Annotated in this window: 28 protein-coding genes; 15 read left to right on the top strand and 13 right to left on the bottom strand. The window is 53.8% G+C overall.

Features of this window, described 5'->3' with window-relative positions:
• Window positions 1–134: 134 nt before the first annotated feature.
• Entirely contained in the window at window positions 135–848 is a 714-nt protein-coding gene (gene mpaA, locus JKP81_RS05435; RefSeq protein ID WP_200550864.1) for a murein tripeptide amidase MpaA, read from the top strand.
• Here the strand turns inward: mpaA and ycjG are convergent.
• Window positions 839–1,804 carry an L-Ala-D/L-Glu epimerase gene (ycjG, locus tag JKP81_RS05430; RefSeq protein WP_200550863.1) on the bottom strand — a complete coding sequence of 322 codons (966 nt, stop codon included), beginning with the start codon at window positions 1,802–1,804 and terminating at the stop codon, window positions 839–841. The genes mpaA and ycjG overlap by 10 nt on opposite strands.
• 117 nt (window positions 1,805–1,921) lie before the next feature.
• On the opposite strand from ycjG, the gene tpx reads away from it, so the two are divergent.
• Window positions 1,922–2,428 (top strand): thiol peroxidase, encoded by a 507-nt coding sequence (tpx, locus tag JKP81_RS05425; RefSeq protein WP_200550862.1) that lies wholly within the window; start codon window positions 1,922–1,924, stop codon window positions 2,426–2,428.
• Window positions 2,429–2,477: 49 nt separating this feature from the next.
• Here the strand turns inward: tpx and tyrR are convergent, their stop codons facing one another.
• From tyrR to pspA, 7 genes are all read right to left on the bottom strand, one after another.
• The gene (gene tyrR, locus JKP81_RS05420) at window positions 2,478–4,019 is read right to left on the bottom strand and encodes a transcriptional regulator TyrR (protein ID WP_200550861.1); all 1,542 of its coding nucleotides are present in this window, start codon (window positions 4,017–4,019) and stop codon (window positions 2,478–2,480) included.
• Between the two features lie 143 nt (window positions 4,020–4,162).
• Window positions 4,163–5,212, bottom strand: coding sequence for a YcjF family protein (locus JKP81_RS05415; protein WP_200550860.1), 1,050 nt, complete (start codon window positions 5,210–5,212; stop codon window positions 4,163–4,165).
• Complete coding sequence (locus tag JKP81_RS05410; RefSeq protein ID WP_200551073.1) at window positions 5,209–6,606, bottom strand: YcjX family protein; 1,398 nt, start codon at window positions 6,604–6,606, stop codon at window positions 5,209–5,211. Before JKP81_RS05410 ends, JKP81_RS05415 begins: the two co-directional genes overlap by 4 nt.
• Before the next feature lie 39 nt (window positions 6,607–6,645).
• Window positions 6,646–6,882, bottom strand: coding sequence for a phage shock protein PspD (pspD, locus tag JKP81_RS05405; protein WP_200550859.1), 237 nt, complete (start codon window positions 6,880–6,882; stop codon window positions 6,646–6,648).
• Between the two features lie 9 nt (window positions 6,883–6,891).
• On the bottom strand, window positions 6,892–7,251 hold the full coding sequence (gene pspC, locus JKP81_RS05400; RefSeq protein ID WP_016495896.1) for an envelope stress response membrane protein PspC: 360 nt from the start codon (window positions 7,249–7,251) through the stop codon (window positions 6,892–6,894).
• The gene (pspB, locus tag JKP81_RS05395) at window positions 7,251–7,475 is read right to left on the bottom strand and encodes an envelope stress response membrane protein PspB (protein ID WP_016495895.1); all 225 of its coding nucleotides are present in this window, start codon (window positions 7,473–7,475) and stop codon (window positions 7,251–7,253) included. The genes pspC and pspB overlap by 1 nt, the downstream gene beginning before the upstream one ends.
• Before the next feature lie 53 nt (window positions 7,476–7,528).
• Window positions 7,529–8,197, bottom strand: coding sequence for a phage shock protein PspA (pspA, locus tag JKP81_RS05390; protein WP_016495894.1), 669 nt, complete (start codon window positions 8,195–8,197; stop codon window positions 7,529–7,531).
• Window positions 8,198–8,349: 152 nt separating this feature from the next.
• Between pspA and pspF the strand changes: the two genes are divergently transcribed.
• The 10 genes from pspF (at window position 8,350) to pdeR (ending at window position 21,338) form a co-directional block, all read left to right on the top strand.
• Window positions 8,350–9,345, top strand: coding sequence for a phage shock protein operon transcriptional activator (gene pspF, locus JKP81_RS05385; RefSeq protein WP_200550858.1), 996 nt, complete (start codon window positions 8,350–8,352; stop codon window positions 9,343–9,345).
• Window positions 9,346–9,443: 98 nt separating this feature from the next.
• Window positions 9,444–11,084, top strand: a complete 1,641-nt coding sequence (gene sapA, locus JKP81_RS05380; protein ID WP_200551072.1) for an ABC transporter substrate-binding protein SapA — start codon at window positions 9,444–9,446, stop codon at window positions 11,082–11,084.
• Window positions 11,081–12,046 carry a putrescine export ABC transporter permease SapB gene (gene sapB, locus JKP81_RS05375; RefSeq protein ID WP_016495891.1) on the top strand — a complete coding sequence of 322 codons (966 nt, stop codon included), beginning with the start codon at window positions 11,081–11,083 and terminating at the stop codon, window positions 12,044–12,046. The genes sapA and sapB overlap by 4 nt, the downstream gene beginning before the upstream one ends.
• Window positions 12,033–12,923, top strand: a complete 891-nt coding sequence (gene sapC, locus JKP81_RS05370) for a putrescine export ABC transporter permease SapC (RefSeq protein WP_025263598.1) — start codon at window positions 12,033–12,035, stop codon at window positions 12,921–12,923. Before sapB ends, sapC begins: the two co-directional genes overlap by 14 nt.
• Window positions 12,923–13,915, top strand: a complete 993-nt coding sequence (gene sapD, locus JKP81_RS05365) for a putrescine export ABC transporter ATP-binding protein SapD (protein WP_200550857.1) — start codon at window positions 12,923–12,925, stop codon at window positions 13,913–13,915. Before sapC ends, sapD begins: the two co-directional genes overlap by 1 nt.
• 1 nt (window position 13,916) lies before the next feature.
• Window positions 13,917–14,723 (top strand): putrescine export ABC transporter ATP-binding protein SapF, encoded by an 807-nt coding sequence (gene sapF / locus JKP81_RS05360; protein WP_200550856.1) that lies wholly within the window; start codon window positions 13,917–13,919, stop codon window positions 14,721–14,723.
• A gap of 121 nt (window positions 14,724–14,844) precedes the next feature.
• The gene (gene fabI, locus JKP81_RS05355; protein WP_016495887.1) at window positions 14,845–15,633 is read left to right on the top strand and encodes an enoyl-ACP reductase FabI; all 789 of its coding nucleotides are present in this window, start codon (window positions 14,845–14,847) and stop codon (window positions 15,631–15,633) included.
• A 177-nt stretch (window positions 15,634–15,810) separates the two neighbouring features.
• The gene (locus JKP81_RS05350) at window positions 15,811–16,971 is read left to right on the top strand and encodes a CMD domain-containing protein (RefSeq protein ID WP_200550855.1); all 1,161 of its coding nucleotides are present in this window, start codon (window positions 15,811–15,813) and stop codon (window positions 16,969–16,971) included.
• A gap of 134 nt (window positions 16,972–17,105) precedes the next feature.
• Entirely contained in the window at window positions 17,106–19,040 is a 1,935-nt protein-coding gene (locus tag JKP81_RS05345) for an exoribonuclease II (RefSeq protein WP_200550854.1), read from the top strand.
• 306 nt (window positions 19,041–19,346) lie between these two features.
• Entirely contained in the window at window positions 19,347–21,338 is a 1,992-nt protein-coding gene (pdeR, locus tag JKP81_RS05340) for a cyclic di-GMP phosphodiesterase (RefSeq protein WP_200550853.1), read from the top strand.
• Here pdeR and JKP81_RS05335 read toward each other — a convergent pair.
• On the bottom strand, window positions 21,335–22,201 hold the full coding sequence (locus JKP81_RS05335) for a crotonase/enoyl-CoA hydratase family protein (RefSeq protein ID WP_200550852.1): 867 nt from the start codon (window positions 22,199–22,201) through the stop codon (window positions 21,335–21,337). The genes pdeR and JKP81_RS05335 overlap by 4 nt on opposite strands.
• 193 nt (window positions 22,202–22,394) lie before the next feature.
• Here JKP81_RS05335 and JKP81_RS05330 point away from each other — a divergent pair, with 193 nt between their 5' ends.
• The 3 genes from JKP81_RS05330 to osmB all read left to right on the top strand — a co-directional run bounded on the left by JKP81_RS05330 (window position 22,395) and on the right by osmB (window position 23,905).
• Window positions 22,395–22,577, top strand: a complete 183-nt coding sequence (locus tag JKP81_RS05330; protein WP_016495882.1) for a hypothetical protein — start codon at window positions 22,395–22,397, stop codon at window positions 22,575–22,577.
• Window positions 22,578–22,670: 93 nt separating this feature from the next.
• Window positions 22,671–23,429: a DNA-binding transcriptional regulator YciT gene (locus JKP81_RS05325; RefSeq protein WP_200550851.1), complete on the top strand. Its 759-nt coding sequence runs from the start codon at window positions 22,671–22,673 to the stop codon at window positions 23,427–23,429.
• Window positions 23,430–23,686: 257 nt separating this feature from the next.
• Entirely contained in the window at window positions 23,687–23,905 is a 219-nt protein-coding gene (gene osmB / locus JKP81_RS05320) for an osmotically-inducible lipoprotein OsmB (protein ID WP_025263597.1), read from the top strand.
• Window positions 23,906–24,019: 114 nt separating this feature from the next.
• On the opposite strand, the gene yciH is transcribed toward osmB, so the two are convergent.
• From yciH to JKP81_RS05300, 4 genes are all read right to left on the bottom strand, one after another.
• The gene (yciH, locus tag JKP81_RS05315) at window positions 24,020–24,346 is read right to left on the bottom strand and encodes a stress response translation initiation inhibitor YciH (protein WP_200550850.1); all 327 of its coding nucleotides are present in this window, start codon (window positions 24,344–24,346) and stop codon (window positions 24,020–24,022) included.
• The gene (gene pyrF, locus JKP81_RS05310) at window positions 24,346–25,083 is read right to left on the bottom strand and encodes an orotidine-5'-phosphate decarboxylase (protein WP_200550849.1); all 738 of its coding nucleotides are present in this window, start codon (window positions 25,081–25,083) and stop codon (window positions 24,346–24,348) included. Before pyrF ends, yciH begins: the two co-directional genes overlap by 1 nt.
• A gap of 185 nt (window positions 25,084–25,268) precedes the next feature.
• A complete protein-coding gene (lapB, locus tag JKP81_RS05305) occupies window positions 25,269–26,438 on the bottom strand; it encodes a lipopolysaccharide assembly protein LapB (RefSeq protein ID WP_200550848.1) in 1,170 nt (389 codons plus the stop codon).
• 6 nt (window positions 26,439–26,444) lie between these two features.
• Window positions 26,445–26,753: a LapA family protein gene (locus JKP81_RS05300; RefSeq protein WP_017457195.1), complete on the bottom strand. Its 309-nt coding sequence runs from the start codon at window positions 26,751–26,753 to the stop codon at window positions 26,445–26,447.
• Window positions 26,754–26,756: the final 3 nt, after the last annotated feature.

Genomic DNA, 26,756 nt, shown 5'->3' with positions numbered 1-26,756 from the left:
AACTTGGGAGAATGCAAACAGAGGACAGCGGAAAATTGAGGCTGGACGCCAAATTAACCCTCATGGCATGATTTGCGTCGCATCGCTTTATGCTCAACACTTGCTGTAAGTAAACAACAATAAAAAGGACGCCTATGCCAGCCACACGCCCGCGTGCTCAACGAGGCGCATTTGCCCCCGGCAGTGAAGAGTTTGGTCGCTCGCTGTTAGGCGCGCCGCTGATCTGGTTTCCCGCGCCAATTGCCACGCGTGAAAGCGGGCTCATCATCGCCGGAACGCACGGCGACGAAAATTCCTCTGTGGTGACGCTCTCCTGCGCGTTGCGCACACTTAATACCGATTTACGTCACCATCACGTAGTGCTGGCGGTCAACCCGGATGGCTGCCAGCTTGGTCTGCGCGCAAATGCAAACGGGGTTGATCTCAACCGTAATTTCCCCGCCGCCAACTGGAAAGCCGGTGAAACGGTGTATCGCTGGAACAGTGCGGCTGAAGATCGTGATGTCGTGCTGCTGACCGGTGACGCGCCCGGTTCAGAACCGGAAACGCAGGCGCTCTGTCAGCTTATCCATCGTATTCATCCGGCGTGGGTCGTGACATTCCACGATCCGCTGGCCTGCGTTGAAGATCCGCGCCAGAGCGCGCTGGGGAAATGGCTCGCGGATGAATTTTCCCTGCCGCTGGTCACCAGCGTCGGTTACGAAACGCCGGGCTCGTTTGGCAGCTGGTGTGCAGATATCAATTTGCACTGTATCACCGTCGAATTCCCGCCGATCTCTTCTGATGAAGCCAGCGAGAAATACCTTGCGGCAATGACGGCGCTACTGCACTGGGATCCTCAAAGGTGAAGCTTACCGGTGCTGAAATGCAGCGCCGGTTCAACGTCCACCGCCAGCCAGGTTGGGCCATCAAGATCGGCAAAACGCACCTGGCTGGCAAGCGGCAGCGCCGCCGCGATGGCGCGCGACGTACAGATCATACAGCCAAGCATCAGCGCAAATCCTTGTTGAGACGCCTCATGTGCCAGCGCCAGCGCTTCAGTTAAGCCACCGGTTTTATCCAGCTTGATATTCACCATTTCATAGCGGCCATGCAGATGAGCAAGGCTTTCACGGGTGTGGCAGCTTTCATCCGCGCAAATCGGTAATGGATGAATGAAATTCGCCAGTGCATCGTCCTCATCGGCTGGCAGCGGTTGTTCCAGCATGGCAACACCAAGATCCGCCAGCAACTGGCATCGTGCGGCAAGCCCTTCCGTGTGCCATGCCTCATTTGCATCCACAATTAATGTCGCTTCGGGCGCGGCGGCGCGAATTGCCACCAGTCTTTCGCTGATCAAATGGTCATCCAGCTTAATTTTCAGCAGTTGTGCACCCTTTTCACTGAGCGCGGCGGCGCTGGCCGCCATCTGTTCCGGTGTACCAATCACCACTGTTTGTGCGGTGATAATGGTTTCCGGCAAACTGACACCCGCGGACTGAGCCAGCGTGATAGCCGCTTTGCGCGCTTGCAGATCCCACAAGGCGCAGTCAACAGCGTTTCGTGCAGCGCCCGGCGGCAGGAGTGTTTGCAACTCTTCGCGCGTCAGGCGGTTTTCCAGTTGCGGCACAATCGTCATAATTTGTGCCACGACAGAGGCCTCACTTTCACCATAACGCGGGTACGGCGTACATTCACCGGCGGCTTTTACGCCATCCTCTTCCAGCTCGACCACCACCACGCGCGCTTCGTTGCGCGCACCGCGCGAAATCACAAATGGCGTATGCAGCGGCCAGGTTTCCTCATACACTTTGACGGTTCTCATTCCTCACTCCTCTGCCGCAGGTCTAAACCAGTATAGATATGAAAATTGGTTTGCCGTGCTCTTCGCAGATGGCATAAACTAGCGCCGACGTTAACTATATGTAAACAGGAAGATATTATGTCACAACTCGTTCATTTTCAGGGCAACCCGGTTCCCGTTGCAGGCGCTATCCCGCAGGCTGGCGCAAAAGCTAAGCCGTTTACGCTCGTGGCTAAGGATCTGTCTGACGTCGCACTGAGTCAGTTCGCTGGCAAACGTAAAGTGCTGAACATTTTCCCAAGCATCGATACCGGCGTTTGCGCGGCTTCTGTGCGTAAATTTAACCAGTTAGCAACCGAGATGAACAACACCGTGGTGCTGTGCATTTCTGCTGACCTGCCGTTTGCCCAATCCCGTTTTTGCGGTGCTGAAGGTCTGAGCAATGTCATTACCCTTTCGACGCTGCGCAGTGCTGACTTCCTCGAAAATTACGGTGTTGGCATCTCTGATGGCGCGCTGAAAGGCCTTGCAGCGCGTGCTGTGGTGGTGATTGATGAAAACGACACTGTTATTTTCAGCCAACTGGTGAATGAGATCACCAACGAGCCGGATTACACCGCCGCGCTGGACGTGCTGAAAGGTTAATTAACCTGACGCCAACAAAAAAGCCTCCGCAGTGGAGGCTTTTTCTTTTCTACTCGTCGCCCTTCTTCTGGCTCAAGCCATATTCCCGCAATTTATTGGCAATCGCGGTGTGCGAAACACCGAGCCGCTTCGCCAGTTTACGCGTGCTGGGATAGTTGCGATAAAGCTGGATCAACACCGAGCGCTCAAAACGGCTGGTGATCTCATCCAGCGATCCCTCCATGGCATCTTCGCCCACCGGCACCGTGGCAGCGTCATAATCTGGCAGTTGAATATCCTGGGCGCGCAGCTCGTAGCCTTCCAGCTGCGTTAAGGCACGGTAAATGGCGTTTTTCAACTGGCGCACATTACCCGGCCAGCCATAGCGGTTGAGCAACTGATGCACATCCTGCGACAGTTTTGGTCGTGGAACGCCCTGTTCGTCGGCAAAACGGGCCACAAAAAGCTCAGTCAGCGGCATGATATCCTGCGGACGATCGCGCAGCGGCGGTAAATTCAGCGTCAGCACATTCAGGCGATAGTAGAGATCTTCCCGGAACAATCCCTTTTGCACCAATTCCACCAGGTTGCGCTGTGTTGCGCAGATCACCCGCACATCGACATGCACTTCATGGTCTTCGCCGACACGCCGGAAGGTACCATCGTTAAGAAAACGCAGCAGCTTCACCTGCATACGCGGTGACATTTCGCCAATCTCATCAAGCAGCACCGAGCCGCCGTTCGCCTGTTCGAAAAAGCCTTTTTTGCCTTCCGGTGCGTGACCAAACAGCTCGCTTTCAACGGACTCTTCCGGAATGGATGCGCAATTGAGCGCCAGATAAGGTTTCGCTGCGCGTGGGCTGGCAAGATGGCAGGCATGCGCCAGCAAATCTTTACCGGTGCCGGTATCGCCGGTTATCAGCAGCGGTGCGGTGAGCATCGCCAGTTTCCGCGCCTGTTCCACCACCTGCCGCATTTTCTGGCTCACGGCAACAATCTGACTGAACGCGCTGAGATCCTGTTGGCTCAGGTTTTGTAACTGGCGCCCCATACGAATGGTCGAACGCAGCATCACCACCGCACCGGTCAGCACCGGTTCGCCAGTCTCGCCTTCCAGGTGCACTGGCGTTATCTCCATCAGGAAATTTTGCCCGGCGATAACGACATGCTCGTTATGCGAATTTTGCGGATTACCTTCGAGCCAGCGCTGGAAATTAAACCCCGCAATCAGCTGTACCGCGTTGTGATTGCGGAGTTTATCGGCATCGAGAGCAAAAAGCTGGCAACTGGCCGGGTTCGCCAGTTCCACTTTGCTTTTCATATCCAGCGACAATACCGGCTCTGGCAGCGCTTCAAGTAACGCGCTCATCGCGCGGTGTTCCCGTTCGGATGGCATCCACAGCACGGTACGAACATCTGTCACGCCGGGGATGCGGCGAATTTCAGCCATCAGGCTGCTGAAGGTGTTAAATTCGAGCGCGGCGAAATTCAGGTAGATTCGCCCGACAGGGTCAATTTCTATCCCGCGTAAGTCGATACCGCGCAGCACCAGTAAATCCAGTAATTCGCGAGTCAGACCAAGCCGGTCTTCACAAAAAACTTCAAGACGCATGGGAGTTCGCCCTTATTCATTCACGTAATGAAAGGATGATAAGCCAGTTCGCGGTTGGCAGGAAGATATCTGTCAACAAATATTGACAGCTTGCGGAGAAAAGCGGCACTGCGGCGTAAAGGTAAGCGCGCAGCGCCGGTTTTTTAGTCGGAGGGTCGTTTCTGGAGCGTCTCTTTTAACTGGCTAATCAACTGGCGGCGAAAATCGCCAAGGCGAGGTTTATCATCGTCAAGCCACGGCAGCGGACGACACAGTTCCATCGCTTTAATCCCGAGCCGCGCCGTCAACAACCCGGCGCCAATCCCCTGCGCTGCGCGCGCAGAAAGCCGGGCCGCCAGATCCTGCGATACCCAGTCCATGCCAATTTCACGCACCAGTTCGCTGGCACCCGCGAAGGCGATATTCAGCAGTACCAGACGGAACAAACGCAGGCGGCTGTAGTAACCGAGCTCAATGCCGTACAGCGTAGCGATACGGTTGATGAGCCGCAGATTGCGCCAGGCGATAAAAGCCATATCGACCATCGCCAGCGGGCTGACGGCTACCATCAGCGCGGATTCCGCCGCCGAGCGACTGATTTCACGTCGTGCCTGGGCATCCAGCACGGGCTGAACCAGATGCGCATACAGACTGACAATTTCACGATCGTTGTGCGTTTCGTGGATCGCCGCATACCAGCGCTGTAGCGCCGGATGCGCCTGATCGATACCTGCCTGCCGCGCCAGCTTTTCGCAAAAAGCCCGCCCTTTTCCAGTCGCGTGGCTATGCAATAAATCACGCGCTTCATCGCGTTCTTGCGCGCGCTGGCGCAAACGCCAAAGCCGTCGCCACTCACTGGCAACCGAACCGACACCTGCGCCAACGATCAACGCACCGGCGGCACATCCGCCCAGTGCAACCCAGTCCTGCGTTTGCCAGGCGGTTATTGCCCACTGCACACCTTGTCCGACCACGCTTACGCCAAACAGCGTCAACCCGGCGGTAACCATTTTGCGCCACAGGCTGCGTTTTGGCCGCAGCGCAGCCTCAACTACCGCCTCGGCTTGCCCCTCTTCCGGCAGTTCATCAACCAGGGCGGGAGCAAAGTTTTCCGCTTGCTTATCATTAAAAGTCTGCGCACGTTTAAACTGCGCGCTGCTTTCCGCTTCCAGCGGGCCTGCGAAATCGATTCTCGGTTTTAGCGGCTCGGTCATCGCAATTTATCTCCAATCAAAAACTCCAGCGCCGCATCCAGGCGGATATGCGGCAGCGGCGTATCGACATCCATCACCGGCGGGCGAAACGCCTCAAAATTAAACCCTTGCTTGTCCCAGAACGCCTGCCCCGGCAACCGCGCAGGCACTTCACCAGGGTAGACGGTTAGCGGCGCGCCATCGCTCAAACGATGCCCGCGCAGCGCCGGGATCTTTTCGCCATTCACATCAATGATGCCGCTTTGCGTCGCCTGCACAGAAGCCAGCCCCAGACAATCCATACTGATGCCTTCAAACGCCGCATTTTGCCAGGCGTCCTGAATCAGCTGCTGCAACAGCGATACCATATTGGCGTGCTGATCGACGGTAATATGATCGGCTTTAGTGGCGGCAAATAAGAGTTTGTCGATAACCGGCGCAAAAAGACGGCGAAACAGCGTACGTTGCCCGTAGTGGAAACTTTGCATCAGCTGTGTGAGCGCAAGCCGCATATCGTTAAACGCTTGTGGCCCGTTGTTCAGCGGTTGCAGGCAATCGACCAGCACAATCTGGCGATCAAACTTGAGGAAATGCTGTTTATAGAAACCTTTTACGACATGCTCGCAATAATAATTGTAACGTTCACGCAGCATTCCGGCGTTGGTATGTTTACCGGCCTGCGCCAGTTTCGCTTCTCCGGTGCCGTCAACCTCCGGCCACGGAAAGAATTGCAGCGCGGGCGCGCCCGCCATATCACCGGGCAGAACAAAACGGCCAGGTTGAATAAAGTGCAGACCTTCGCGTTTGCACTGATGTAAATAGTCCGTCCACGACGCAGCAATTTCTGCCAGCCGGTTTTCATCTGCGGGTGCCAGCGGATCAAGCCCCGCGCACAGGGCGCGCCATTGTGCCGACCACGCCTGACGCTGCCCTTGCAACAAGCCGGTCATTTGCCGCGACCAGCTCAGGTAATCCTGCGCCAGCATCGGCAAATCCAGCAGCCATTCGCCGGGATAGTCAACAATTTCCAGATAAAGCGTGGAGGTTTCTTTGAAATGGCGCAGCAGCGAATCGTTAGAGCGAAAACGCAGCGCAAGGCGGATTTCACTGACGCCGCGCGTTGGCGTCGGCCAGACAGGCGGCGATCCATACAACTGCGCCAGCCCTTCATCGTAGGTAAAACGGGGAATACCAAAATCACGCTGCGGCACGCGTTTCACGCCAAGCAGCCGCTCTTCGCGCACGGCGCTTAGCAGCGGCAAACGTGAACCTGCGTGAATATTCAGTAATTGATTAACCAGTGCGGTAATAAATGCGGTCTTGCCACTGCGACTCAGGCCGGTCACCGCCAGACGCAAATGCCTGTCCATTCCGCGGTTAACCAGCGCATTCAATTCGTTACGAAATCGATCCATCGCCATTGCGTTTCGCCTTAGAGCTTTAGCCGTAATTCCTTATTTTATCTCGTCTTGGGACATGAAGCGGCGAGAAAATTTATTCGCAGCTCGCTTCAACAGCGGCTCCAGCGCGAACGCCAGGAGCAGCTTAACCGGGCGTCGGGCGACGGATTTCACCGCCCAGCCCGCAACACCTGCCGGCCCAAAGCGCAGCGCACTCAGCAACGCCAGCTTACCGACAAGCTGTAAACCGGGTTTGACGTTACGGTGAATATGTTGCCAGCGTTGATTCATATTTTTCTCCTACAACTGACGGAAACGGCTGCGCAGCGAGAACGTATCTGAAGTGACATAACGTTCCATCTGGCGCAAACGGGTTTCTCCCGCAGCGAGCTGGGCATCTACCGCGTCCAGCAATTCGCTGCTGCTCGGTACATTTTCGCTCTCGGCATAATTGTCCGGCAGCGGATCCAGCACAAAAAACAGCACGATGTACGCCGCCACGACAAAGAAAAACAGCCCGAAAAACATCGCCAGAATGGCAAGAATACGTACGACTTTAACGCGAATATCCAGATACTGCGCGATGCCCGCACAAACACCACCGATTTTTCCGCGCTGCGGGATGCGCCATAACTTTTTATTAAGATCGAGGGTTGCCATTAGCGGTCTCTCCAGTTCGGGTGCTCAGCATCAAGAATATCTTCCAGCGCCTGAATACGTTCGCGCATCCTCGTGGCCTCTTCGGAAAGCTGGAGTAAGCGCTGCTGCTCGTTCTGATTAAGTTCGCCGCGTGAAGTGCGATTGTTGTAATGCAGCCATAACCAGACCGGCAACACAAACAGGATGAAAAGTGTCAGGGGTATAGCCAGAAACAGCGTGCTCATGTGTACTCCTTACAGCGGATGAGTAGCGGCATCTTCTGATGCCGCCGTTATTATTATTCGTTGTCTTGTTTCATTTTGGCTTTCAACTGCGCCAGTTGCTCGCTGATTTCGTCATCGGCACGCAGTTCTGCAAATTGTTGATCCAGCGATTTCTGCTTTCCAAAACCGTGGCTTTCCGCTTCGGCTTCCATCTGGTCGATACGACGTTCGAACGATTCAAAGCGCGCCATCGCTTCATCCAGTTTGCCGCTGTCGAGCTGACGACGGACATCGCGCGATGAGCTGGCAGCCTGGTGGCGTAACGTTAACGCCTGCTGGCGGGCACGGGTTTCGCTGAGTTTATTTTCCAGCTCGCCGATCTCTTTTTTCATCCGCGTCAGGCTTTCATCCACCAGCGTCACTTCCTGCTCAAGCGTTTCAATCAGCGCGGTGAGTTTTTGCTTTTCAATCAGCGCCGCACGCGCCAGATCGTCTTTATCTTTACGCAGCGCCAGTTCAGCTTTCTCCTGCCACTCGGCCTGCTGCGCACTCGCTTGTTCAATGCGACGAGTCAGCTGTTTTTTCTCCGCCAGCGCACGCGCTGAAGTCGAACGAACCTCCACCAGCGTATCTTCCATCTCCTGGATCATCAGACGCACCAGTTTTTGTGGATCTTCGGCTTTTTCCAGCAGTGAATTGATGTTGGCGTTCACGATGTCGGCAAAACGAGAAAAAATACCCATAATCTGTTCCTCTTGATTTCTGTAATCGGGCTCAGCCCTGCTGCTGGACTATTACAAACTCCGTGCCAACTTTTTATCTCGTTGAATATAAAGCAGATGAATAGTTTTACCGCAACGATAACTTAGGCTAGAGTAGTTAATATCACTAACTAGTGGCGAATTTCATCATGTCGGAACAAAAGGATAACTTGCTCGGCGAGGCCAACAGCTTTATTGAGGTGCTGGAACAGGTTTCGCGCCTCGCGCCGATCGATAAGCCGGTACTGATCATCGGCGAGCGCGGTACCGGTAAAGAGCTGATCGCAAACCGTTTGCACTTTCTCTCTTCGCGCTGGCAAGGACCGTTCATTTCGCTCAATTGCGCAGCGCTGAATGAAAACCTGCTGGATAGCGAACTTTTCGGCCATGAAGCGGGCGCGTTTACTGGCGCACAAAAACGCCATCCGGGCCGGTTTGAACGTGCCGATGGCGGAACGCTGTTTCTTGATGAACTGGCCACTGCGCCAATGCTGGTGCAGGAAAAGCTGCTACGGGTGATTGAATATGGCGAGCTGGAGCGCGTCGGCGGAAGCCAGCCATTGCAGGTCAATGTGCGGCTGGTTTGCGCCACTAACGCCGATCTGCCGCAAATGGTACAGGACGGCACATTTCGCGCGGATTTGCTCGACCGGCTGGCCTTTGATGTCGTGCTCCTGCCGCCACTGCGCCAGCGCCAGAGCGATATCATGCTGATGGCGGATCACTTCGCTATCCAGATGTGTCGGGAACTGAAATTGCCGCTCTTTCCTGGCTTTACCGATCACGCGTGCGACGTGTTGATGGGCTATTCATGGCCAGGCAATATCCGCGAACTCAAAAACGTGGTGGAGCGCTCGGTTTACCGCCACGGCAGCATCGATACGCCGCTTGATGACATCATCCTTGACCCTTTCAACCGTGACATAACCACTCCACCACAAACCGGGCGGGAAGCAGCAGAGCTGCCAGCGTTGCCGCTGGATTTACGCAAATTCCAGTTCGATCAAGAAAAAACGCTGCTGCAAACCAGTCTGCAACAGGCGAAATTTAACCAGAAACGCGCGGCGGAGTTACTCGGGCTCACTTACCACCAACTGCGCGCGCTGCTGAAAAAGCACCAAATCAGCTGAAATCGCCGACAATAACAGCAGTCGTAAGCAGACATTTGTACGAAGCCATGGCAAGTGCGATACACTTTGCACATGAATTTAAAATCGTTGAAAAAATCATGCGTCTGGTTTTCTCTTCCCTGCTATTGACCGCAAGCCTGGCAACAGGTTTTGCGCAAGCGGCGACACCGCTTTCTGAGCAAGCGGATATTCGCGACAGCGGCTTTGTCTATTGTGTCAATGGTCAGGTCGATACCTTTAACCCGCAAAAAGTCAGCAGCGGCCTGATTGTCGATACGCTGGCGGCACAGCTTTATGATCGCTTGCTGGATGTCGATCCTTATACTTACCGGCTGGTTCCGGAACTGGCGGAAAGCTGGGAAGTGCTCGATAACGGCGCGACTTACCGCTTTCGCCTGCGCGATGGTGTGGCGTTCCAAAAAACAGCCTGGTTTACGCCGCACCGCACACTGAACGCCGATGATGTGGTCTTCACCTTCCAGCGCATCTTCTCGCGCAATCATCCGTGGCATAACGTCAACGGCGGTAACTTTCCCTATTTCGACAGCTTACAGTTTGCCGATTCTGTCGACAGCGTGCGCAAGCTGGATAACCGCACGGTTGAATTCCGCCTGAAAAAACCGGATGCCTCTTTTTTATGGCATCTGGCGACACACTATGCTTCGGTGATGTCGGCGGAATACGCCGCCCAGTTAGAGAAAAGCGATCATCAGGAGTTGCTTGACCGACAACCGGTCGGCACCGGGCCTTATCAACTGGATGAATACCGTGCCGGGCAATATATTCGGTTACAACGTCACGAAAAGTTCTGGCGTGGTAACCCATTGATGCAACAAGTGGTTGTCGATCTTGGTTCCGGCGGCACCGGGCGCTTGTCTAAGCTGTTAACCGGTGAGTGCGATGTGCTGGCCTGGCCTGCCGCCAGCCAGTTGACGATTTTGCGTGATGACCCGCGTTTACGACTTACGTTGCGCCCGGGCATGAACATTGCCTATCTGGCGTTTAACACCAACAAACCGCCGCTGAATAACCCGGAAGTGCGCCATGCGCTGGCGCTGGCCATTAATAATCAGCGTTTGATGCAGTCGATTTACTACGGAACCGCTGAAACCGCCGCCTCGATACTGCCGCGTGCCTCCTGGGCTTATGACAACGAAGCGAAGATCACCGAGTACGATCCGGCGCAGTCCCGCGAACGCCTGAAAGCGCTGGGGCTGGAAAATTTGACGCTGCAATTATGGGTGCCGACCAGTTCACAGGCATGGAACCCAAGCCCGTTGAAAACCGCCGAGCTGATTCAGGCCGATATGGCGCAGGTTGGCGTTAAAGTGGTGATCGTCCCGGTCGAAGGCCGTTTCCAGGAAGCGCGACTGATGGATATGAATCACGATTTAACCCTTGCCGGCTGGGCAACGGACAGTAACGATCCGGACAGTTTCTTCCGCCCGATGCTCAGTTGCGCGGCAATTAACTCGCAGACTAATTTCGCACACTGGTGCAACCGTGAGTTCGACGAGGTGTTACAAAAAGCGCTGGCTTCGCAGCAGCTTGCCGCCCGTATTGATGATTATGATGAGGCGCAACAAATCCTGGCTCGTCAATTACCGGTGCTGCCGCTGGCGTCTTCCCTGCGTTTGCAGGCGTATCGCTATGACATTAAAGGCCTGGTGCTGAGCCCGTTTGGTAGCGCCTCCTTCGCTGGTGTTTCGCGGGAAAAACAAGAGGTTTCGCCACCATGATTATCTTTACCCTGCGCCGCCTGTTATTGCTGCTGGTCACGCTTTTTTTACTGACGTTCGTCGGCTTTAGCCTGAGCTATTTTACGCCCCACGCTCCCCTTCAGGGCGCTTCACTGTGGAATGCCTGGGTGTTCTGGTTTAACGGTTTGCTGCACTGGGATTTTGGTGTTTCCAGTATTAACGGCCAGTTGATTTCAGAACAGCTTAAAGAGGTGTTTCCGGCCACTATGGAACTGTGCCTGCTGGCGTTTGGCTCCGCATTATTGGTAGGCATTCCGGTCGGGATGCTAGCCGGTGTGATGCGCGGCAAGTGGCAGGATAAAATGATCAGTGCCTTTGCGCTGCTGGGCTTTTCAATCCCGGTGTTCTGGCTGGCGCTGCTCTTGACCCTGTTTTTCTCGCTGAATTTAGGCTGGCTGCCGGTGTCGGGTCGTTTTGATCTGCTTTACGAAGTCAAAACGGTGACCGGTTTTTCGCTGATCGATGCGTGGCTCTCCGATTCGCCATGGCGCGAAGAGATGATTATCAGCGCGTTACGTCATGTGGTGTTGCCGGTGTTAACGCTGGCGGTAGCACCTACCACCGAAGTTATTCGCCTGATGCGCATCAGCACCATCGACGTGTTTGATAAAAACTACATCAAAGCGGCGGCGACGCGCGGCCTTTCGCGGTTAACGATTTTGCGCCGCCATGTTTTGCACAACGCCCTGCCGCCGGTGATCCCGCGCCTCGGCCTGCAATTTTCGACCATGCTGACGCTGGCGATGATCACCGAAATGGTGTTCAGTTGGCCAGGGCTGGGGCGATGGTTAATTAACGCTATTCGCCAGCAGGACTACGCGGCGATTTCCGCAGGTGTAATGGTGGTAGGCTCACTGGTTATTATTGTGAACGTGCTTTCCGATATCCTCGGTGCACTGGCTAATCCGTTGAAACATAAGGAATGGTATGCCTTACGATAGCGTCTACAGCGAAAAACGCCCGCCTGGCGCGCTGCGAACCGCATGGCGCAAATTTTATGGTGATACCACCGCGATGATCGGCCTGTATGGCTGCGGCGCGTTGCTGCTGCTGTGTATTTTCGGTCACTGGTTTGCCCCCTACGGCATTGACCAGCAATTCCTCGGTTATCAGTTGCTGCCGCCCTCCTGGTCGCGCTATGGCGATGTTTCGTTTTTCCTCGGCACAGATGATTTAGGGCGCGATGTATTAAGTCGTTTGCTGAGTGGCGCAGCGCCAACGGTTGGCGGCGCATTTGTCGTTACGCTGGCGGCAACGCTTTGCGGGCTGGCGCTTGGCGTTTTCGCCGGTTGCACCCACGGCCTGCGCTCGGCAGTGCTGAACCATATTCTCGACACGCTGCTGTCGCTCCCTACACTGCTGCTGGCAATTATTGTTGTGGCGTTCGCGGGCCCACATCTTTCGCACGCGATGTTTGCCGTCTGGCTGGCGCTGCTGCCGCGTATGGTGCGTTCGGTTTACAGCATGGTGCATGACGAACTGGAAAAAGAGTATGTGGTTGCCGCACGACTTGATGGCGCTTCGACCATGAATATTCTCTGGTTTGCCGTGCTGCCGAACATTACCGCAGGCATGGTGACAGAAATTACCCGCGCGCTGTCAATGGCGATCCTCGATATCGCGGCACTCGGTTTTCTCGACCTGGGCGCGCAACTCCCCTCTCCGGAATGGGGTGCCATGCTCGGTGACGCGCTGGAACTGATTTATGTTGCGCCGTGGACGGTAATGCTGCCGGGCGCGGCAATTATGGTGAGCGTGTTGCTGGTTAATATTCTTGGCGACGGTATTCGCCGCGCCATCACGGCGGGGGTCGAATAATGCCGCTTCTTGATATTCGTAATCTCACCATTGAGGTGAAAACCGGTGAAGACTGGGTAAAAGCAGTCGATCGCGTTAGCCTGACGCTGGCAGAAGGTGAAATTCGCGGGCTGGTTGGCGAGTCTGGTTCCGGCAAAAGTCTGATTGCTAAAGCGATTTGCGGCGTTACCAAAGACAACTGGCGCGTCACCGCAGACCGTATGCGCTTTGATGATATCGATCTACTGCGGCTCTCCGCACGCGAGCGGCGCAAGCTGATGGGCCACAACGTATCAATGATTTTTCAGGAACCGCAATCCTGTCTCGATCCATCTGAGCGCGTTGGCAAACAACTGATGCAGAACATCCCCGGCTGGACGTGGAAAGGCAGTATGTGGCAGCGTTTTGGCTGGCGAAAACGCCGAGCCATTGAACTGCTGCACCGAGTTGGCATTAAGGATCACAAAGATGCGATGCACAGTTTTCCTTATGAGCTGACCGAAGGTGAATGCCAGAAAGTGATGATTGCCATCGCGCTGGCCAACCAGCCGCGGTTGCTGATTGCCGATGAGCCGACGAACGCGATGGAACCGACCACCCAGGCGCAAATTTTTCGCCTGCTCGACAGGCTTAATCAGAATAACAACACCACCATTATGTTGATCAGCCATGATTTGCAGATGCTGAGCAAATGGGCGGATCGCATCAATGTGATGTATTGCGGCCAGACCGTAGAGACCGCGCCGAGCGAAGAGTTGATCGCGACGCCTCATCACCCCTATACACAGGCGTTGATTCGCGCGATCCCGGATTTCGGCAGCGCGATGCCGCATAAAAGCCGCCTGAATACGATGCCTGGCGCAATTCCACTGCTGGAGCAGTTGCCGATCGGCTGCCGCCTGGGGCCTCGCTGCCCTTACGCCCAACGTAAATGTGTGGAAACGCCGCGGTTAGCCGGTGCAAGAAATCATCTCTTCGCCTGCCATTTCCCGCTGAATATGGAGAGTGAGTGAGATGGTCGAAACCTTGCTTGAAGTGCGCAACCTGAGCAAAACTTTCCGTTATCGCACCGGCTGGTTCCGCCGCCAGACCGTTGAAGCGGTTAAACCGCTGAGCTTTACTCTGCGGGAAAAACAGACGCTGGCAATTATTGGTGAGAACGGTTCCGGTAAATCAACGCTGGCGAAAATGCTGGCCGGAATGGTCGAGCCTTCTTCCGGCGAACTGGTGATTGACGATAAGCCGTTGCATTACGGCGATTACACTTTTCGCAGCCAGCACATTCGCATGATTTTTCAGGATCCAACCACCTCGCTGAACCCGCGTCAGCGACTGTCGCAAATCCTCGATTTCCCGTTACGTCTGAATACGGATCTTGGGCCGGAAGTTCGCCAGAAGCGCATCCTTGAGACGCTGCGCATGGTCGGCCTGTTGCCGGATCATGTCAGTTATTACCCCTATATGCTGGCGCCAGGGCAAAAACAACGCCTGGGGCTGGCGCGCGCATTAATCCTGCGTCCGAAGGTGATTATTGCTGACGAAGCACTGGCGTCACTGGATATGTCGATGCGTTCGCAGTTAATTAATCTGATGCTGGAATTACAGGAAAAACAGGGTATCTCTTATATTTATGTCACCCAGCACATCGGCATGATGAAACATATCAGCGATCAGGTTTTGGTTATGCATCAGGGTGAAGTCGTCGAGCGCGGCAGCACCGCCGATGTGCTCGCCTCGCCGCTGCATGATTTAACAAAACGTTTAATTGCCGGGCATTTTGGCGAAGCGTTAACAGCCGATGCCTGGAGAAAAGACCGCTGATTCAATAGTTTCAGTGGTCGGATTAACTCATCCGGCGACTCATGATAGAATCGCCGCGTTTTAACGACGATCGCCCCACATGATGGCGCTCGCCACAACAATGAATATAAGGATTAGAGCTATGGGTTTTCTTTCCGGTAAGCGCATTCTGGTAACTGGCGTCGCCAGCAAACTGTCCATCGCATACGGCATCGCACAGGCTATGCACCGCGAAGGCGCTGAGCTGGCATTCACCTACCAGAACGACAAGCTGAAAGGCCGCGTTGAAGAGTTTGCCGCCCAGCTGGGTTCCAGCATCGTTCTGGAATGCGATGTCGCTAAAGATGAAAGCATCGACGCCCTGTTCACCGACCTGGCAAAAAGCTGGCCGAAGTTTGACGGTTTCGTTCACTCCATCGGTTTCGCACCGGGCGATCAGCTGGATGGCGACTACGTGAACGCGGTAACCCGCGAAGGCTTTAAAATCGCCCACGACATCAGCTCCTACAGCTTTGTGGCGATGGCGAAAGCCTGCCGCGAAATGCTGAACCCGGGTTCAGCGCTGCTGACGCTCTCTTATCTGGGCGCTGAGCGTGCGATCCCGAACTACAACGTAATGGGTCTGGCAAAAGCTTCTCTGGAAGCAAACGTCCGCTACATGGCGAACGCGATGGGTCCGGAAGGCGTACGTGTTAACGGTATCTCCGCCGGTCCGATCCGTACGCTGGCCGCCTCCGGCATTAAAGATTTCCGTAAAATGCTGGCACACTGCGAAGCGGTTACCCCGATTCGCCGTACTGTGACCATCGAGGACGTGGGTAACTCCGCCGCGTTCCTGTGCTCCGATCTCTCTGCCGGTATCTCCGGTGAAGTGGTTCATGTGGACGGTGGTTTCAATATCGCTGCCATGAACGAGCTGGAAATTAAATAATCCCCACCGCCCCTTCTCCTGAAGGGGCGTTTTTCGATATGCCATTCTGATATTTATTATCACCTAACAATCTTTCATCCCTCTCCTTCATTACGCCAGGATTAAGCAGCAAAAAAGATCCGGCGACAATGATATGCCGTCGTATCCGGATCGCCACTTTCAGACCAAGGAACGACCATGGAACAACGCCGGATTGAAGGCAAAAGCCACTGGTATCATGAGACCCAGTCAAGTGCCAGCCGGGCACATGCGCTACCGTTGGTTCCCGAAGCGGCCACAGTAAACGACCCTTTTCTGCTCGACCTCGCCCTGCCGGAGAAACAAAAAGCCGACCTTGAAGGCATTGTCTCGCCCGCGCGCAAACTCTATGCCCTGTTATTTCCGCAGCGTGTAAATACCAGCCGTTTACGCACCTTCAGCGCCTATGACCGGCTCAGTACAGCCCTTACGGCGGCGCAGGTTTTCGGCGTTCAACGGTTATGCAATCACTATGCAGCGCGGCTGGCGCCGTTATCCGGTCCGGACTCGTCACGGGAGAGCAACTACCGGCTGGCACAAATTACCCAGCATGCGCGGCTGCTTGCCGCCTCTCCCTCGGTTATCGACGCACGTGCGCGGCAACAGTTAGAAGACGTTGGTCTGACTTTCTATGATCTGGTGATCATCAATCAGATCATCGGCTTTGTTGCTTTTCAGGCGCGCGTTGTCGCTATTCTGCAGGCATCGCTCGGCCAACCGGTGCGGTTCATACCCGGCATGGAAACCCAACAAGAAGCGGACGCCGCACTTTTTAGCGATACCGCCACACAATGGCAGCCCGGTATCGATAGTGTCGATTTGCGTAGTGCTAATGCGCCGCAAATGGAATCACTTGCGCGCTGGCAACCGCTGCCGGAATTACACCTGCTAGCCCCCTTATTGGCCCATGAACACCTGCTGCTTAATGAGCTGGGCGACATTAGCGAACAGGTGGCAAAAATCAGCCCCAATAAACAGCAGAGTTGGCTGGTGGCGGCCTACACCGCACGCATCAACGGCAGCACGAGCTGTTTTACCCAACGTGTGCAACGTGGCAATGCCGATCAATTACTGGCGCAGGCACTGCGCGCAGGCAGTCGTGAGCTAAATCGTGTGCTGGCGGGGAAAAACAAAGAGAGCGCTCTGGTGCAAGCGGTTCAGACGCTTACCTGCGCACCTGACAGGTTTAGCCCTGCGCAATTTTTACAACTTGAGGAACAAGGCTACAGCCGCCAGGCGGCAATGAGCTTGCTTGTCGCTTGTGCGCTGAATGGCTGGTTAAACCGGCTGCATATCGCCCTCGGGCAAAGCGTGTCGTGACAGGCGGGTATAGCGCTGCGTAAGTGCTCTTGCCACCAGTTGCACAGCATGATTTTGCAGAAACAGCGCTTGCCGCAACAGGAAGAATCGCGTAAAACTGTCAGCCGCTCTTTTAGCCACGAAAATACATAATTATGCTCCAGGACAACCCGCTGCTAGCGCAGCTTAAACAGCAACTTCATTCCCAAACTCCGCGTGCGGAAGGTGTTGTAAAAGGCACTGAAAAAGGCTTTGGATTTCTGGAAGTCGACGCGCAAAAAAGCTACTTCATTCCGCCGCCGCAGATGAAGAAAGTGATGCACGGCGACAAGATTATTGCCGTCATCCACAGCGATAAAGACCGTGAAAGCGCGGAGCCTGAAGAGCTGGTCGAGGCGTTCTTGACCCGTTTTGTTGGCAAAGTGCAAAAGAAAGACGATCGTCTCTCTATTGTGCCGGATCATCCGTTGCTAAAAGATGCTATTCCCTGCCGCGCCGCCCGTGGCGTTGAGCATGATTTCAAAGAAGGCGACTGGGCCGTCGCTGAAATGCGTCGCCATCCGCTGAAAGGCGATCGTGGTTTCTACGCTGAACTGACGCAGTTTATTACCTTTGCCGAAGACCACTTCGTGCCGTGGTGGGTCACTCTGGCGCGCCATAATCTGGAAAAAGAAGCGCCAAATGGCGTGGCAACAGAGATGCTGAATGACGGTTTGCAGCGTGTAGATTTAACCGCGCTGGATTTTGTCACCATCGACAGCGCCAGCACCGAAGATATGGACGATGCGCTGTATGTTGCACAGACCGCTGAAGGCGAACTGCAACTGACCGTGGCCATTGCCGATCCTACCGCCTGGATTGCCGAAGGCAGCAAGCTCGACGACGCTGCGAAGATCCGCGCCTTCACCAACTATCTGCCGGGTTTCAATATTCCGATGTTGCCGCGCGAGCTGTCTGACGATCTTTGCTCTCTTCGCGCAAACGAAGTGCGTCCGGCGCTGGTTTGCCGAATGACGCTCGATGCAGACGGCGCTATCAAAGACAATATCGAATTTTTCGCGGCGACCATCGAATCGAAAGCCAAACTGGCTTATGACGATGTCTCCGACTGGCTGGAAAATACCGGCAACTGGCAGCCGACAAACGATGCTATCGCCGCGCAGATCCGCCTGCTGCAGCGCGTTAGCCAGCTGCGCGCTCAATGGCGCCAGAACCACGCACTGGTATTTAAAGACCGTCCGGATTACCGCTTTGTGCTGGGCGAGAAAGGCGAAGTGCTGGATATCGTTGCCGAGCCACGCCGCATTGCTAACCGCATTGTTGAAGAATCAATGATTGCCGCCAACATTTGCGCTGCTCGTGTGCTTCGCGACAAGCTCGGCTTTGGTATTTATAACGTGCACCTCGGTTTCGACCCGGCGAACAGCGAACAACTGGCCGCGATGCTGAAGACGCACGGTATGCATGTTGATGCCGAAGAAGTTCTGACGCTGGAAGGATTCTGCAAATTGCGTCGCGAGCTGGACGCGCAGCCTTCAGGGTTCCTCGATAGCCGCATTCGCCGCTTCCAGTCCTTCGCGGAAATCAGCGTTGAACCTGGCCCGCATTTTGGCCTTGGCCTCGAAGCCTACGCGACCTGGACCTCGCCTATCCGTAAGTACGGCGACATGATCAACCATCGTCTGCTGAAAGCGATTATCAAAGGCGAAACGCCGAAACGCCCACAGGACGATGCCACAGTGCAAATGTCTGAACGCCGTCGCCTGAACCGTATGGCGGAACGCGATGTCGGTGACTGGCTCTACGCCCGTTTCCTGCAAAACAAAGCCGGTACTGATACCCGTTTCGCGGCGGAAATTATTGATGTCAGCCGCGGCGGTATGCGCGTACGTCTGGTGGATAATGGTGCCGTTGCCTTTATTCCGGCGCCGTTTATTCATGCGGTTCGCGATGAGCTGGTGTGTAGCCAGGAAAACGGCACCGTACAAATTAAAGGTGAAACCGTCTTTAAAGTGACAGATGTTATTGATGTCACGATTGCGGAAGTTCGGATGGAAACCCGCAGCGTTATTGCCCGCCCGGTGCTGTAACGTTTTTAATCATGGCGCTTTCCAGATCTGGAAAGCGCCAAATCACTGTTGCGATATCACGCGCATTTTTTTCTGAATTCTTCCCACAATCCTGCAAAAGCGACCACAATAAAACCTCAGGCAACTGTTTGTTTACTGCGGGTTTATGTTATTTATTACACATCATTTTTTCGATACCAGGCCGGCTTTTAACAAAACATTCCAAGAAGAAACAACACGTTCATGCCTGATTACCCCCTTTAAAAAGGCGGTTATCCGTCAATAAATTGTGTCCCCGTTGCGCTTTTATGTGGGTTGGGAGATTGCATGAAAGACTTTCAGGAACAGAACCTGCTGTTTCGCTACCTGGGTTCGACAAGCCCCTTTTGGCGTTTAACCGCCGACAGTAACGCTCTGCACTTTGCTCCGGACGAAAACGCCGATGTCAGCCAGGTCGTTGCACTGAGCGACGAACAAGCTGCGCGCATCCGCGAAATGACGGTCATTACGTCCAGCCTATCGATGCATCTCTCTTTATTCGGCGAGGACGTTGCCATACACCTTGTCGGCAGGAAAATATCCCGCAAAGCCTGGGCCGGCAGCGCATCGGCCTGGCACGATACAACGTCAGTCGCGCGCGATCTGGTGCAAAGCCTCTCCTTCGCAGAGCAAGTTGTTTCGGAAGCTAATTCAGTGATCGTGATCCTCGATAAACACGGCAATATTCAGCGTTTTAATCGCCTGAGCGAAGAATACACCGGCATGAAAGAACAAGAGGTTATTGGGCAAAACGTTTTTAAACTGTTTATGAGCCGCAGCGAAGCGGTGGCCTCAAAACGCAACATCAGCGGTTTTTTTCGTGACGGTACGCCGTATGAAGTTGAACGCTGGGTTAAAACCCGTAAAGGCCAGCGCTTATTTCTGTTTCGCAATAAGTTTGTCCACAGCGGCAGCGGTAAAAATGAAATTTACCTCATTTGCTCCGGTACAGATATTACCGAAGAGCGGCGCGCGCAGGAGCGATTGCGGGTTCTCGCCAACACCGATACGGTGACCGGTTTACCCAATCGCAATGCCATTCATGAGTTAATTAGCGATGCGATAAGCGCACGCGGAGAAACTCAGGTCGGTGTTGTCTACCTCGATCTTGATAACTTTAAAAAAGTGAATGATGCCTATGGCCATATGTTCGGCGATCAGCTCTTGCAGGCGGTCGCGCTGGCCATATTAAGTTGCCTGGACGAAGGCCAGGTGCTTGCCAGGCTCGGTGGCGATGAGTTTATCGTGCTGGCAACAGACACCTCGCAGAGCCTGCTGGAAGCGATGGCATCACGCATTCTGACCCGTTTACGCCAACCATTCCGTATCGGCCTTATCGAAGTTTACACCGGCTGTTCGCTGGGCATTTCGCTGGCCCCTCAGCACGGTAATGACCGGGAAAGCGTGATCCGTAACGCCGATACGGCGATGTATACCGCTAAAGAGAGCGGGCGCGGCAAATTTTGCGTCTTCTCGCCGGAAATGAATCAACGTGTATTTGAATATTTATGGCTCGATACCAATCTGCGTAAAGCGCTGGATAAAGAGCAACTGGTGATCCATTACCAACCAAAGGTCACATGGCGCGGCGAAGTGCGCAGCCTTGAAGCGCTGGTACGCTGGCAATCGCCGGAACGCGGCCTGATCCCGCCGCTGGACTTTATCTCGTATGCCGAAGAGTCTGGCCTGATTGTGCCGCTGGGGCGCTGGGTTATGCTGGATGTGGTGCGTCAAGTGGCGAAATGGCGCGACAAAGGCATATTTGTGCGCGTAGCGGTAAACGTCTCTGCGCGCCAACTGGCGGATCAGACAATTTTCAGCGATCTGAAACAAGCGCTGCTGGATCTTAAATTTGAATATTGCCCAATCGATGTGGAGCTAACCGAGAGCTGCTTGATTGAAAACGAGGAGCTGGCGTTGTCGGTTATTCAGCAGTTCAGTGCCCTGGGCGCGCAGGTGCATCTTGATGACTTCGGCACAGGTTACTCCTCCCTTTCACAACTGGCGCGTTTTCCGCTGGACGCTATCAAACTCGATCAATCTTTTGTCCGCGAAGTGCACAAGCAGCCAATATCGCAATCACTGGTGCGGGCGATAGTCGCCGTTGCCCAGGCGCTTAATTTGCAGGTGATTGCCGAAGGTGTGGAGAATGCAAAAGAAGACGCCTTTCTTACAAAGAATGGCGTCAACGAACGGCAGGGTTTTTTATTTGCCAAACCAATGCCCGCTGCCGTATTCGAGCGGTGGTTCAGGCGTTATCAGGCACGTAAATCGCGTTAGCCCGCTTTAAGCGCCACCGCAGCGTGACGATCCTGTAACAGAACTAAGCGTTCCATATACGCAATATCTTTCGGTTGCAAACAGAAAGCCGAGTCCACCCAGTCTTCGGTAATATCCATCAATTCACTGCGTGGTAACTGCAAAACGCGCTGCCGGGCACGCAGCATTGCCCGCACACCGTTCAACCGAGGTTGCAGAGTATCAATAAAGGTACGTGTCGCAAGAAAACCCTGCCCGGATTCGAAAGAGACATCCACCAGCCCTTGTGCTTCATACCACTCTGCGGCGTGCGACTCGCCTTTGTAGATCAACTCCTCCGCCAGTTTCATTCCCGAACGGCGCGCCACCAATGAGTACGCACCCATACCAGGAAAAAGGTTAAAGGCAATTTCCGGGAAACCGAGCCGTGCGTCGCGCTGCGCCAGCACGAAATGGTGCGCCAGCGCGGCTTCGAAACCGCCTCCCAGCGCACTGCCTTCGACCATCGCCAGCGAAATGGCCCCCGTGTCAAACCCTCTTGACGCGGCGTGAACGCAATCCACGCAGGCGCGGGCATAGGCACGCAAGGCTTCGCGTCGGCCATTCTTGATACAATCAACAAAAAATTGTAGATCGCCGCCGGTGTTGAACATGCCGGGGACTAACGATCCGGTTACCCAAAAATCAACGGCAAATCCCGCTTGTCTGACAAGCCAGGAAATATTCATGATCTCCTCAATTAACGCATGGTTGAAGCAAGGTCTTGGCCTTGCACGCAGCATCATCCACACGGTGCGGCGTTCCTCCTCGTAATAGCCAGAAAGCTGCGTAAAGCGGTCATCGTCAGTAAACAGTTTGCAGGTGGTCTGGTTGATAATCGTCATTGCTTTATCCTCCGGTAATAAAAGCGCATTGCGCGCACTGCAAGACTAATCCACCGCCAGAGCCGGCTCTTTGTTGCGTAATGAATATATAATTGGCGCTTATAAGTTTTTGAGATTTCCTTTTTTTTCTTCTCTTTTTAAACTGTTTTCTGCATCATTGAATTCATTCGTTTTTCGACATAAAGGTGAAGAAATGGCAGACATCGACGTGAAACACCTTGCCGGCCGGATAGATACCGTTCTGGATATTCTGGTTGCGGGGGATTACCAATCCGCCATTCGTAACCTGGAAATTTTGAAAGCGGAATTATTGGATCTCGATAACAACGATAAGGCGGCCTCTTCTGGTGCGCCGAAAACGCCCTGGGAAATTTAAATACCCTTATTTTCGCCATTACGCGGCAGCCGGGAATGCGACGCGCGTGCTGGCGATTTCCGTTCTCTAAACCATTATTAGAAATTTGTGGCTATGAATTCCCGACAACAACTTATTTTGCAGACGGTCATCGACAAAGGCCAAATGAGCGTTACAGACCTCGCGCGTATGACCGGGGTATCTGAAGTGACGATTCGCCAGGATCTCAATACGCTCGAAAAACAAAGCTATTTGCGCCGTACACATGGTTTTGCTGTGCCGCTGGACAGTGACGATGTTGAAACTCGCATGATGAACAACTACATCGTGAAGCGTGATTTGGCTGATTTTGCGGCATCGCTGGTTAGTTCTGGTGAAACCGTATTTATTGAAAATGGCAGTAGCAATGCCCTCCTCGCCCGCAAACTGGGTGAACAGCGTGATATCACCATTATCACCGTGAGCAGCTATATAGCTCATCTGCTCAAAGAGGCGTTGTGTGAAGTGATCTTGCTTGGCGGTATTTATCAGAAAAAAAGTGAAAGCATGGTCGGCCCGCTGACGCGCCAGTACATTCAGCAGGTGCATTTCAGCAAAGCCTTTATCGGGATTGACGGCTGGCAACCGGAAACGGGTTTTACCGGGCGCGACATGATGCGTACTGACGTGGTTAATGCGGTGCTGGAAAAAGGCAGCGAGGCGATTGTGCTTACCGATAGCTCCAAGTTTGGCGTAGTCCATCCTTATACACTTGGCCCGGGTGAACGCTTTCAGCGGGTGATCACCGATTCAGCCCTTAAGCCGGAAGCACATCTTCAACTGCAGCAAAAAGGCCTGATTGTCGATATCGTTAACACTGGTGGGTTTCGCTGATCCTGTTATCCTGCTAGCGCGGGCTATCTCCCTCATATCTGAGACTATTCTGACGTTTCTATTAAGACTATTTACCTGTCTTGTTATCGGTCTGCGCGTAAAATTATTATTAGCGATATAACAGGAAGTGACTATCACTGACGTGATTGAATTACACCTGCGCAGCAAGGTTTCACGAGGAATCTTTAGGTGGGCTCACAGGCACTATACTTAAAGAGAACATTCTTCCGTGAATCGATTATTCAGGAGAAAGTATGATGATGTTAACAAGCAAAAAAATGGCCGCAGCAGTACTGGCAGTTACCCTGGCAATGTCTCTGAGCGCTTGTGGTCACTGGTCTAAACGCGATCGTAATACCGCAATCGGTGCGGGTGCGGGTGCGCTTGGCGGTGCTGTGCTGACGGATGGTAGTACGCTCGGTACGCTGGGCGGTGCAGCTGTCGGCGGTATCATCGGTCACCAGGTTGGTAAGTAATTGGTCATTTAAACGGCGACAATAAAAAATAAATATACTTTCTTTTTCAGGTCTACGTTTCACAGTGTAAATAATAAGGCCGCAGTAATTACCGCGGCCTTTCTGTTTTCAGGCTTAACCACCTGCTAATTTCACTTTCATCCCTTTTGCTTCCAGCAATGATTTCAGTAAATCACGTTTATCACCCTGGATCTCAATGACGCCATCTTTCACCGAACCACCGCAGCCGCATTTTTTCTTTAATTCTGCGGCCAGCTTAGCCAGTGCTTCATCATCTTCATCAATACCCGTTATCAGACATACGCCTTTGCCTTTGCGGCCACTGGTCTGGCGCTGGATGCGTACCACACCATCACCTTTCGGGCGTGTATGTTCCTCTTTAGGCTCGTCAATGCGTCCGGTTTCGGTTGAGTAGACCAGACGGCTGTTATCGTCTTTCATTATTCCCCCATTCCCAACGATGCATTAATCGCTTTAAGGGTTTTTGCCGGGTCGGAAGACTGCGTAACCGGACGGCCAATCACCATATAGTCCACACCTGCAACAAGTGCCTGTTCCGGTGTCATAATGCGGCGCTGATCGCCAGATTCGCTGCCGACCGGGCGTATTCCCGGCGTGACCAGTTTGAACTCCTTGCCTAATGCGTTCTTAAAACGCACAGCTTCCTGGGCAGAGCAAACCACGCCATCAAGGCCACATTGCTGCGTAAGGCTGGCCAACCGCTCCGCATGCTCGGCGGGTGTTGCGAGAATACCTAAATCCTGCAAGTCGCTCGCTTCCATGCTGGTCAATACGGTGACCGCAATCAGTAACGGTGCATCTTTGCCAAATGCGAGCAGCGCCTCTTTTGCCGCTGTCATCATCCGCGCGCCACCGGAAGCATGGACATTCACCATCCAGACGCCCAAATCAGCGGCTGCTTTAATGGCGTGCGCTGTGGTGTTCGGGATGTCGTGGAATTTTAAATCGAGGAATATATCGAAGCCGCGCTGTTGCAGATCGCGCACCAGTTGCGGCCCGAATAAAGTAAACATCTCTTTGCCAACTTTCAGGCGGCAATCACGCGGATCGATACGGTCAACAAACGCCATGGCCGTGTCGCGGTTATCGTAATCAAGTGCTACTACAATCGGGGAAGCAGTAACGGTGCGGGAAGTCGATAAAACAGTAGACGTCATGATCAGACCTTCTGAAATGAGGGCACCCGCTCAGGCGCGAGAAGAATAAACGGCGAGCATTCTACCCGCGAGCGCGTGGAAATAACAGGTTCGATTTTTTGCTGCTAAGCGAATACCAGCTCAGATGCTGCATAGTCAAAAAATCATTAATAGTATGTTGTAACTAATGATGGCGTTTTTAAAAATTACTGGCCATCAAGGCCACGAATCGGTTTTACGGTCGACCACGCACGGCAAGACGGGCAATGCCAGTACATGGTAAACGCGGTGAAACCACATTTATGGCAGCGATAACGGGGCTTACTGCGCACCTGCTCGCCCACCATTTCGCGCAGCACCATCAGACTCTCTTTGGCGCGCCCTTCTTCGGCTTCGTTCAGGTGGTAATCCATCAGTTTATGGAAAACGCGCATGGTGGGATGCCGCTGCAGTTGCCGCGTAACATAGCTCTGCGCCGCGTCAGGCCCATCGCGGCGCTCCATAATGTCTGCCAGCATCAATTCGGCAGTCGCACCGGTGTTTTCTTCCACGCAACGCTGTAAAAAAGCCGCCCACTCATCATTTTTACCCAATTGCTGATAGCAGGTTTGCAGCATTTCCAGCGTTTCGCTGACGAGTTCTTTATCCTGATCGATAACACGTAACAGGCTTTCCACCGCTTTTGCATAATCGCCATCGGCCATGAACACACGGCCCATCATGATAGAAACGCGCGGACTGTCACGATCGGCGGCGGCGCCTTTTTTCAGCAGTGCCATGGCCCGATCCATCTCTTCATTACCCATCTGCTGCAGCGCAAGCTCACAGTAGAAATGCGCGATTTCGCCCCGTTGTTTGTCTTTGCCGAGTTTCACCAACCGCTCAGCGACATCAATAGCTTTTTGCCACTCGCTGGTCGCCTGATAAATTTGCAACAATTGCTGAAGCGCACCGATTCGAAAATCGGTCTCATCCACCAACTGGTTAAACATATCTTCCGCGCGATCGTACATTCCGGCGGCCATGTAATCGCGCCCAAGTTGCTGGACTGCCAGCAGGCGCTGATCATAGGAAAGTGAGGCGCTTTCCATTAACGTTTGATGGATACGAATCGCGCGGTCAACCTCGCCGCGAGAACGAAAAAGGTTGCCGAGAGTGAGGTGCGCTTCAACGGTACCGGTATCCTCTTTCAACATATCGAGGAACAGATCAACCGCTTTATCTTGCTGATTACTCAGTAAAAGGTTAACCCCGGCGACGTATTCACGTGACAGCCGGTTAGCCTCATCCTGTTTTGTCTGTTGAGCATTTCTGCGCCCCATATACCAGCCGTAGGCAGCCGCGACAGGTAACAACAGAAACAACAACTCCAGCATAAAATATTATTCCTTCACTGCCGTTGAGCCGGTTGCAACCGTAACATTTGTGGCAGGAGTAAGCTGGTGCTCAAGACGTTTGATTTTACGTTCGGCGCGCGCCAGAGAAACGCGAACACGTAGCCAGAAAAGGCCGCAAATCAGCCAACCGATAATGAAACCGGCAGCAAACAGCACGGCCAGCAGCGTTGAGATCCTGTATTCACCCTGTGCGAGCAAATAGTTGAACGTGACTTGCTGATCGTTTTGCGCGCCAAGAGTGATCGACACAACAAAAATCGCTAACACCAGTAAGAAAATGAGTAAATATTTCACATT

Source organism: Kosakonia sp. LAM2021 (genome assembly GCF_016620385.1).
GTDB lineage: Bacteria > Pseudomonadota > Gammaproteobacteria > Enterobacterales > Enterobacteriaceae > Kosakonia > Kosakonia sacchari.
This window is presented reverse-complemented; position numbering and strand designations above follow the sequence as displayed.

What these genes read in the sequence shown, in the direction of transcription:
- mpaA (WP_200550864.1), top strand. Translation starts at nt 135, where the DNA reads ATGCCAGCCACACGCCCGCGTGCTCAACGAGGCGCATTTGCCCCCGGC.
- ycjG (WP_200550863.1), bottom strand. Translation starts at nt 1,804, where the DNA reads ATGAGAACCGTCAAAGTGTATGAGGAAACCTGGCCGCTGCATACGCCA.
- tpx (WP_200550862.1), top strand. Translation starts at nt 1,922, where the DNA reads ATGTCACAACTCGTTCATTTTCAGGGCAACCCGGTTCCCGTTGCAGGC.
- tyrR (WP_200550861.1), bottom strand. Translation starts at nt 4,019, where the DNA reads ATGCGTCTTGAAGTTTTTTGTGAAGACCGGCTTGGTCTGACTCGCGAA.
- JKP81_RS05415 (WP_200550860.1), bottom strand. Translation starts at nt 5,212, where the DNA reads ATGACCGAGCCGCTAAAACCGAGAATCGATTTCGCAGGCCCGCTGGAA.
- JKP81_RS05410 (WP_200551073.1), bottom strand. Translation starts at nt 6,606, where the DNA reads ATGGATCGATTTCGTAACGAATTGAATGCGCTGGTTAACCGCGGAATG.
- pspD (WP_200550859.1), bottom strand. Translation starts at nt 6,882, where the DNA reads ATGAATCAACGCTGGCAACATATTCACCGTAACGTCAAACCCGGTTTA.
- pspC (WP_016495896.1), bottom strand. Translation starts at nt 7,251, where the DNA reads ATGGCAACCCTCGATCTTAATAAAAAGTTATGGCGCATCCCGCAGCGC.
- pspB (WP_016495895.1), bottom strand. Translation starts at nt 7,475, where the DNA reads ATGAGCACGCTGTTTCTGGCTATACCCCTGACACTTTTCATCCTGTTT.
- pspA (WP_016495894.1), bottom strand. Translation starts at nt 8,197, where the DNA reads ATGGGTATTTTTTCTCGTTTTGCCGACATCGTGAACGCCAACATCAAT.
- sapA (WP_200551072.1), top strand. Translation starts at nt 9,444, where the DNA reads ATGCGTCTGGTTTTCTCTTCCCTGCTATTGACCGCAAGCCTGGCAACA.
- sapB (WP_016495891.1), top strand. Translation starts at nt 11,081, where the DNA reads ATGATTATCTTTACCCTGCGCCGCCTGTTATTGCTGCTGGTCACGCTT.
- sapC (WP_025263598.1), top strand. Translation starts at nt 12,033, where the DNA reads ATGCCTTACGATAGCGTCTACAGCGAAAAACGCCCGCCTGGCGCGCTG.
- sapD (WP_200550857.1), top strand. Translation starts at nt 12,923, where the DNA reads ATGCCGCTTCTTGATATTCGTAATCTCACCATTGAGGTGAAAACCGGT.
- sapF (WP_200550856.1), top strand. Translation starts at nt 13,917, where the DNA reads ATGGTCGAAACCTTGCTTGAAGTGCGCAACCTGAGCAAAACTTTCCGT.
- fabI (WP_016495887.1), top strand. Translation starts at nt 14,845, where the DNA reads ATGGGTTTTCTTTCCGGTAAGCGCATTCTGGTAACTGGCGTCGCCAGC.
- JKP81_RS05350 (WP_200550855.1), top strand. Translation starts at nt 15,811, where the DNA reads ATGGAACAACGCCGGATTGAAGGCAAAAGCCACTGGTATCATGAGACC.
- JKP81_RS05345 (WP_200550854.1), top strand. Translation starts at nt 17,106, where the DNA reads ATGCTCCAGGACAACCCGCTGCTAGCGCAGCTTAAACAGCAACTTCAT.
- pdeR (WP_200550853.1), top strand. Translation starts at nt 19,347, where the DNA reads ATGAAAGACTTTCAGGAACAGAACCTGCTGTTTCGCTACCTGGGTTCG.
- JKP81_RS05335 (WP_200550852.1), bottom strand. Translation starts at nt 22,201, where the DNA reads ATGACGATTATCAACCAGACCACCTGCAAACTGTTTACTGACGATGAC.
- JKP81_RS05330 (WP_016495882.1), top strand. Translation starts at nt 22,395, where the DNA reads ATGGCAGACATCGACGTGAAACACCTTGCCGGCCGGATAGATACCGTT.
- JKP81_RS05325 (WP_200550851.1), top strand. Translation starts at nt 22,671, where the DNA reads ATGAATTCCCGACAACAACTTATTTTGCAGACGGTCATCGACAAAGGC.
- osmB (WP_025263597.1), top strand. Translation starts at nt 23,687, where the DNA reads ATGATGTTAACAAGCAAAAAAATGGCCGCAGCAGTACTGGCAGTTACC.
- yciH (WP_200550850.1), bottom strand. Translation starts at nt 24,346, where the DNA reads ATGAAAGACGATAACAGCCGTCTGGTCTACTCAACCGAAACCGGACGC.
- pyrF (WP_200550849.1), bottom strand. Translation starts at nt 25,083, where the DNA reads ATGACGTCTACTGTTTTATCGACTTCCCGCACCGTTACTGCTTCCCCG.
- lapB (WP_200550848.1), bottom strand. Translation starts at nt 26,438, where the DNA reads ATGCTGGAGTTGTTGTTTCTGTTGTTACCTGTCGCGGCTGCCTACGGC.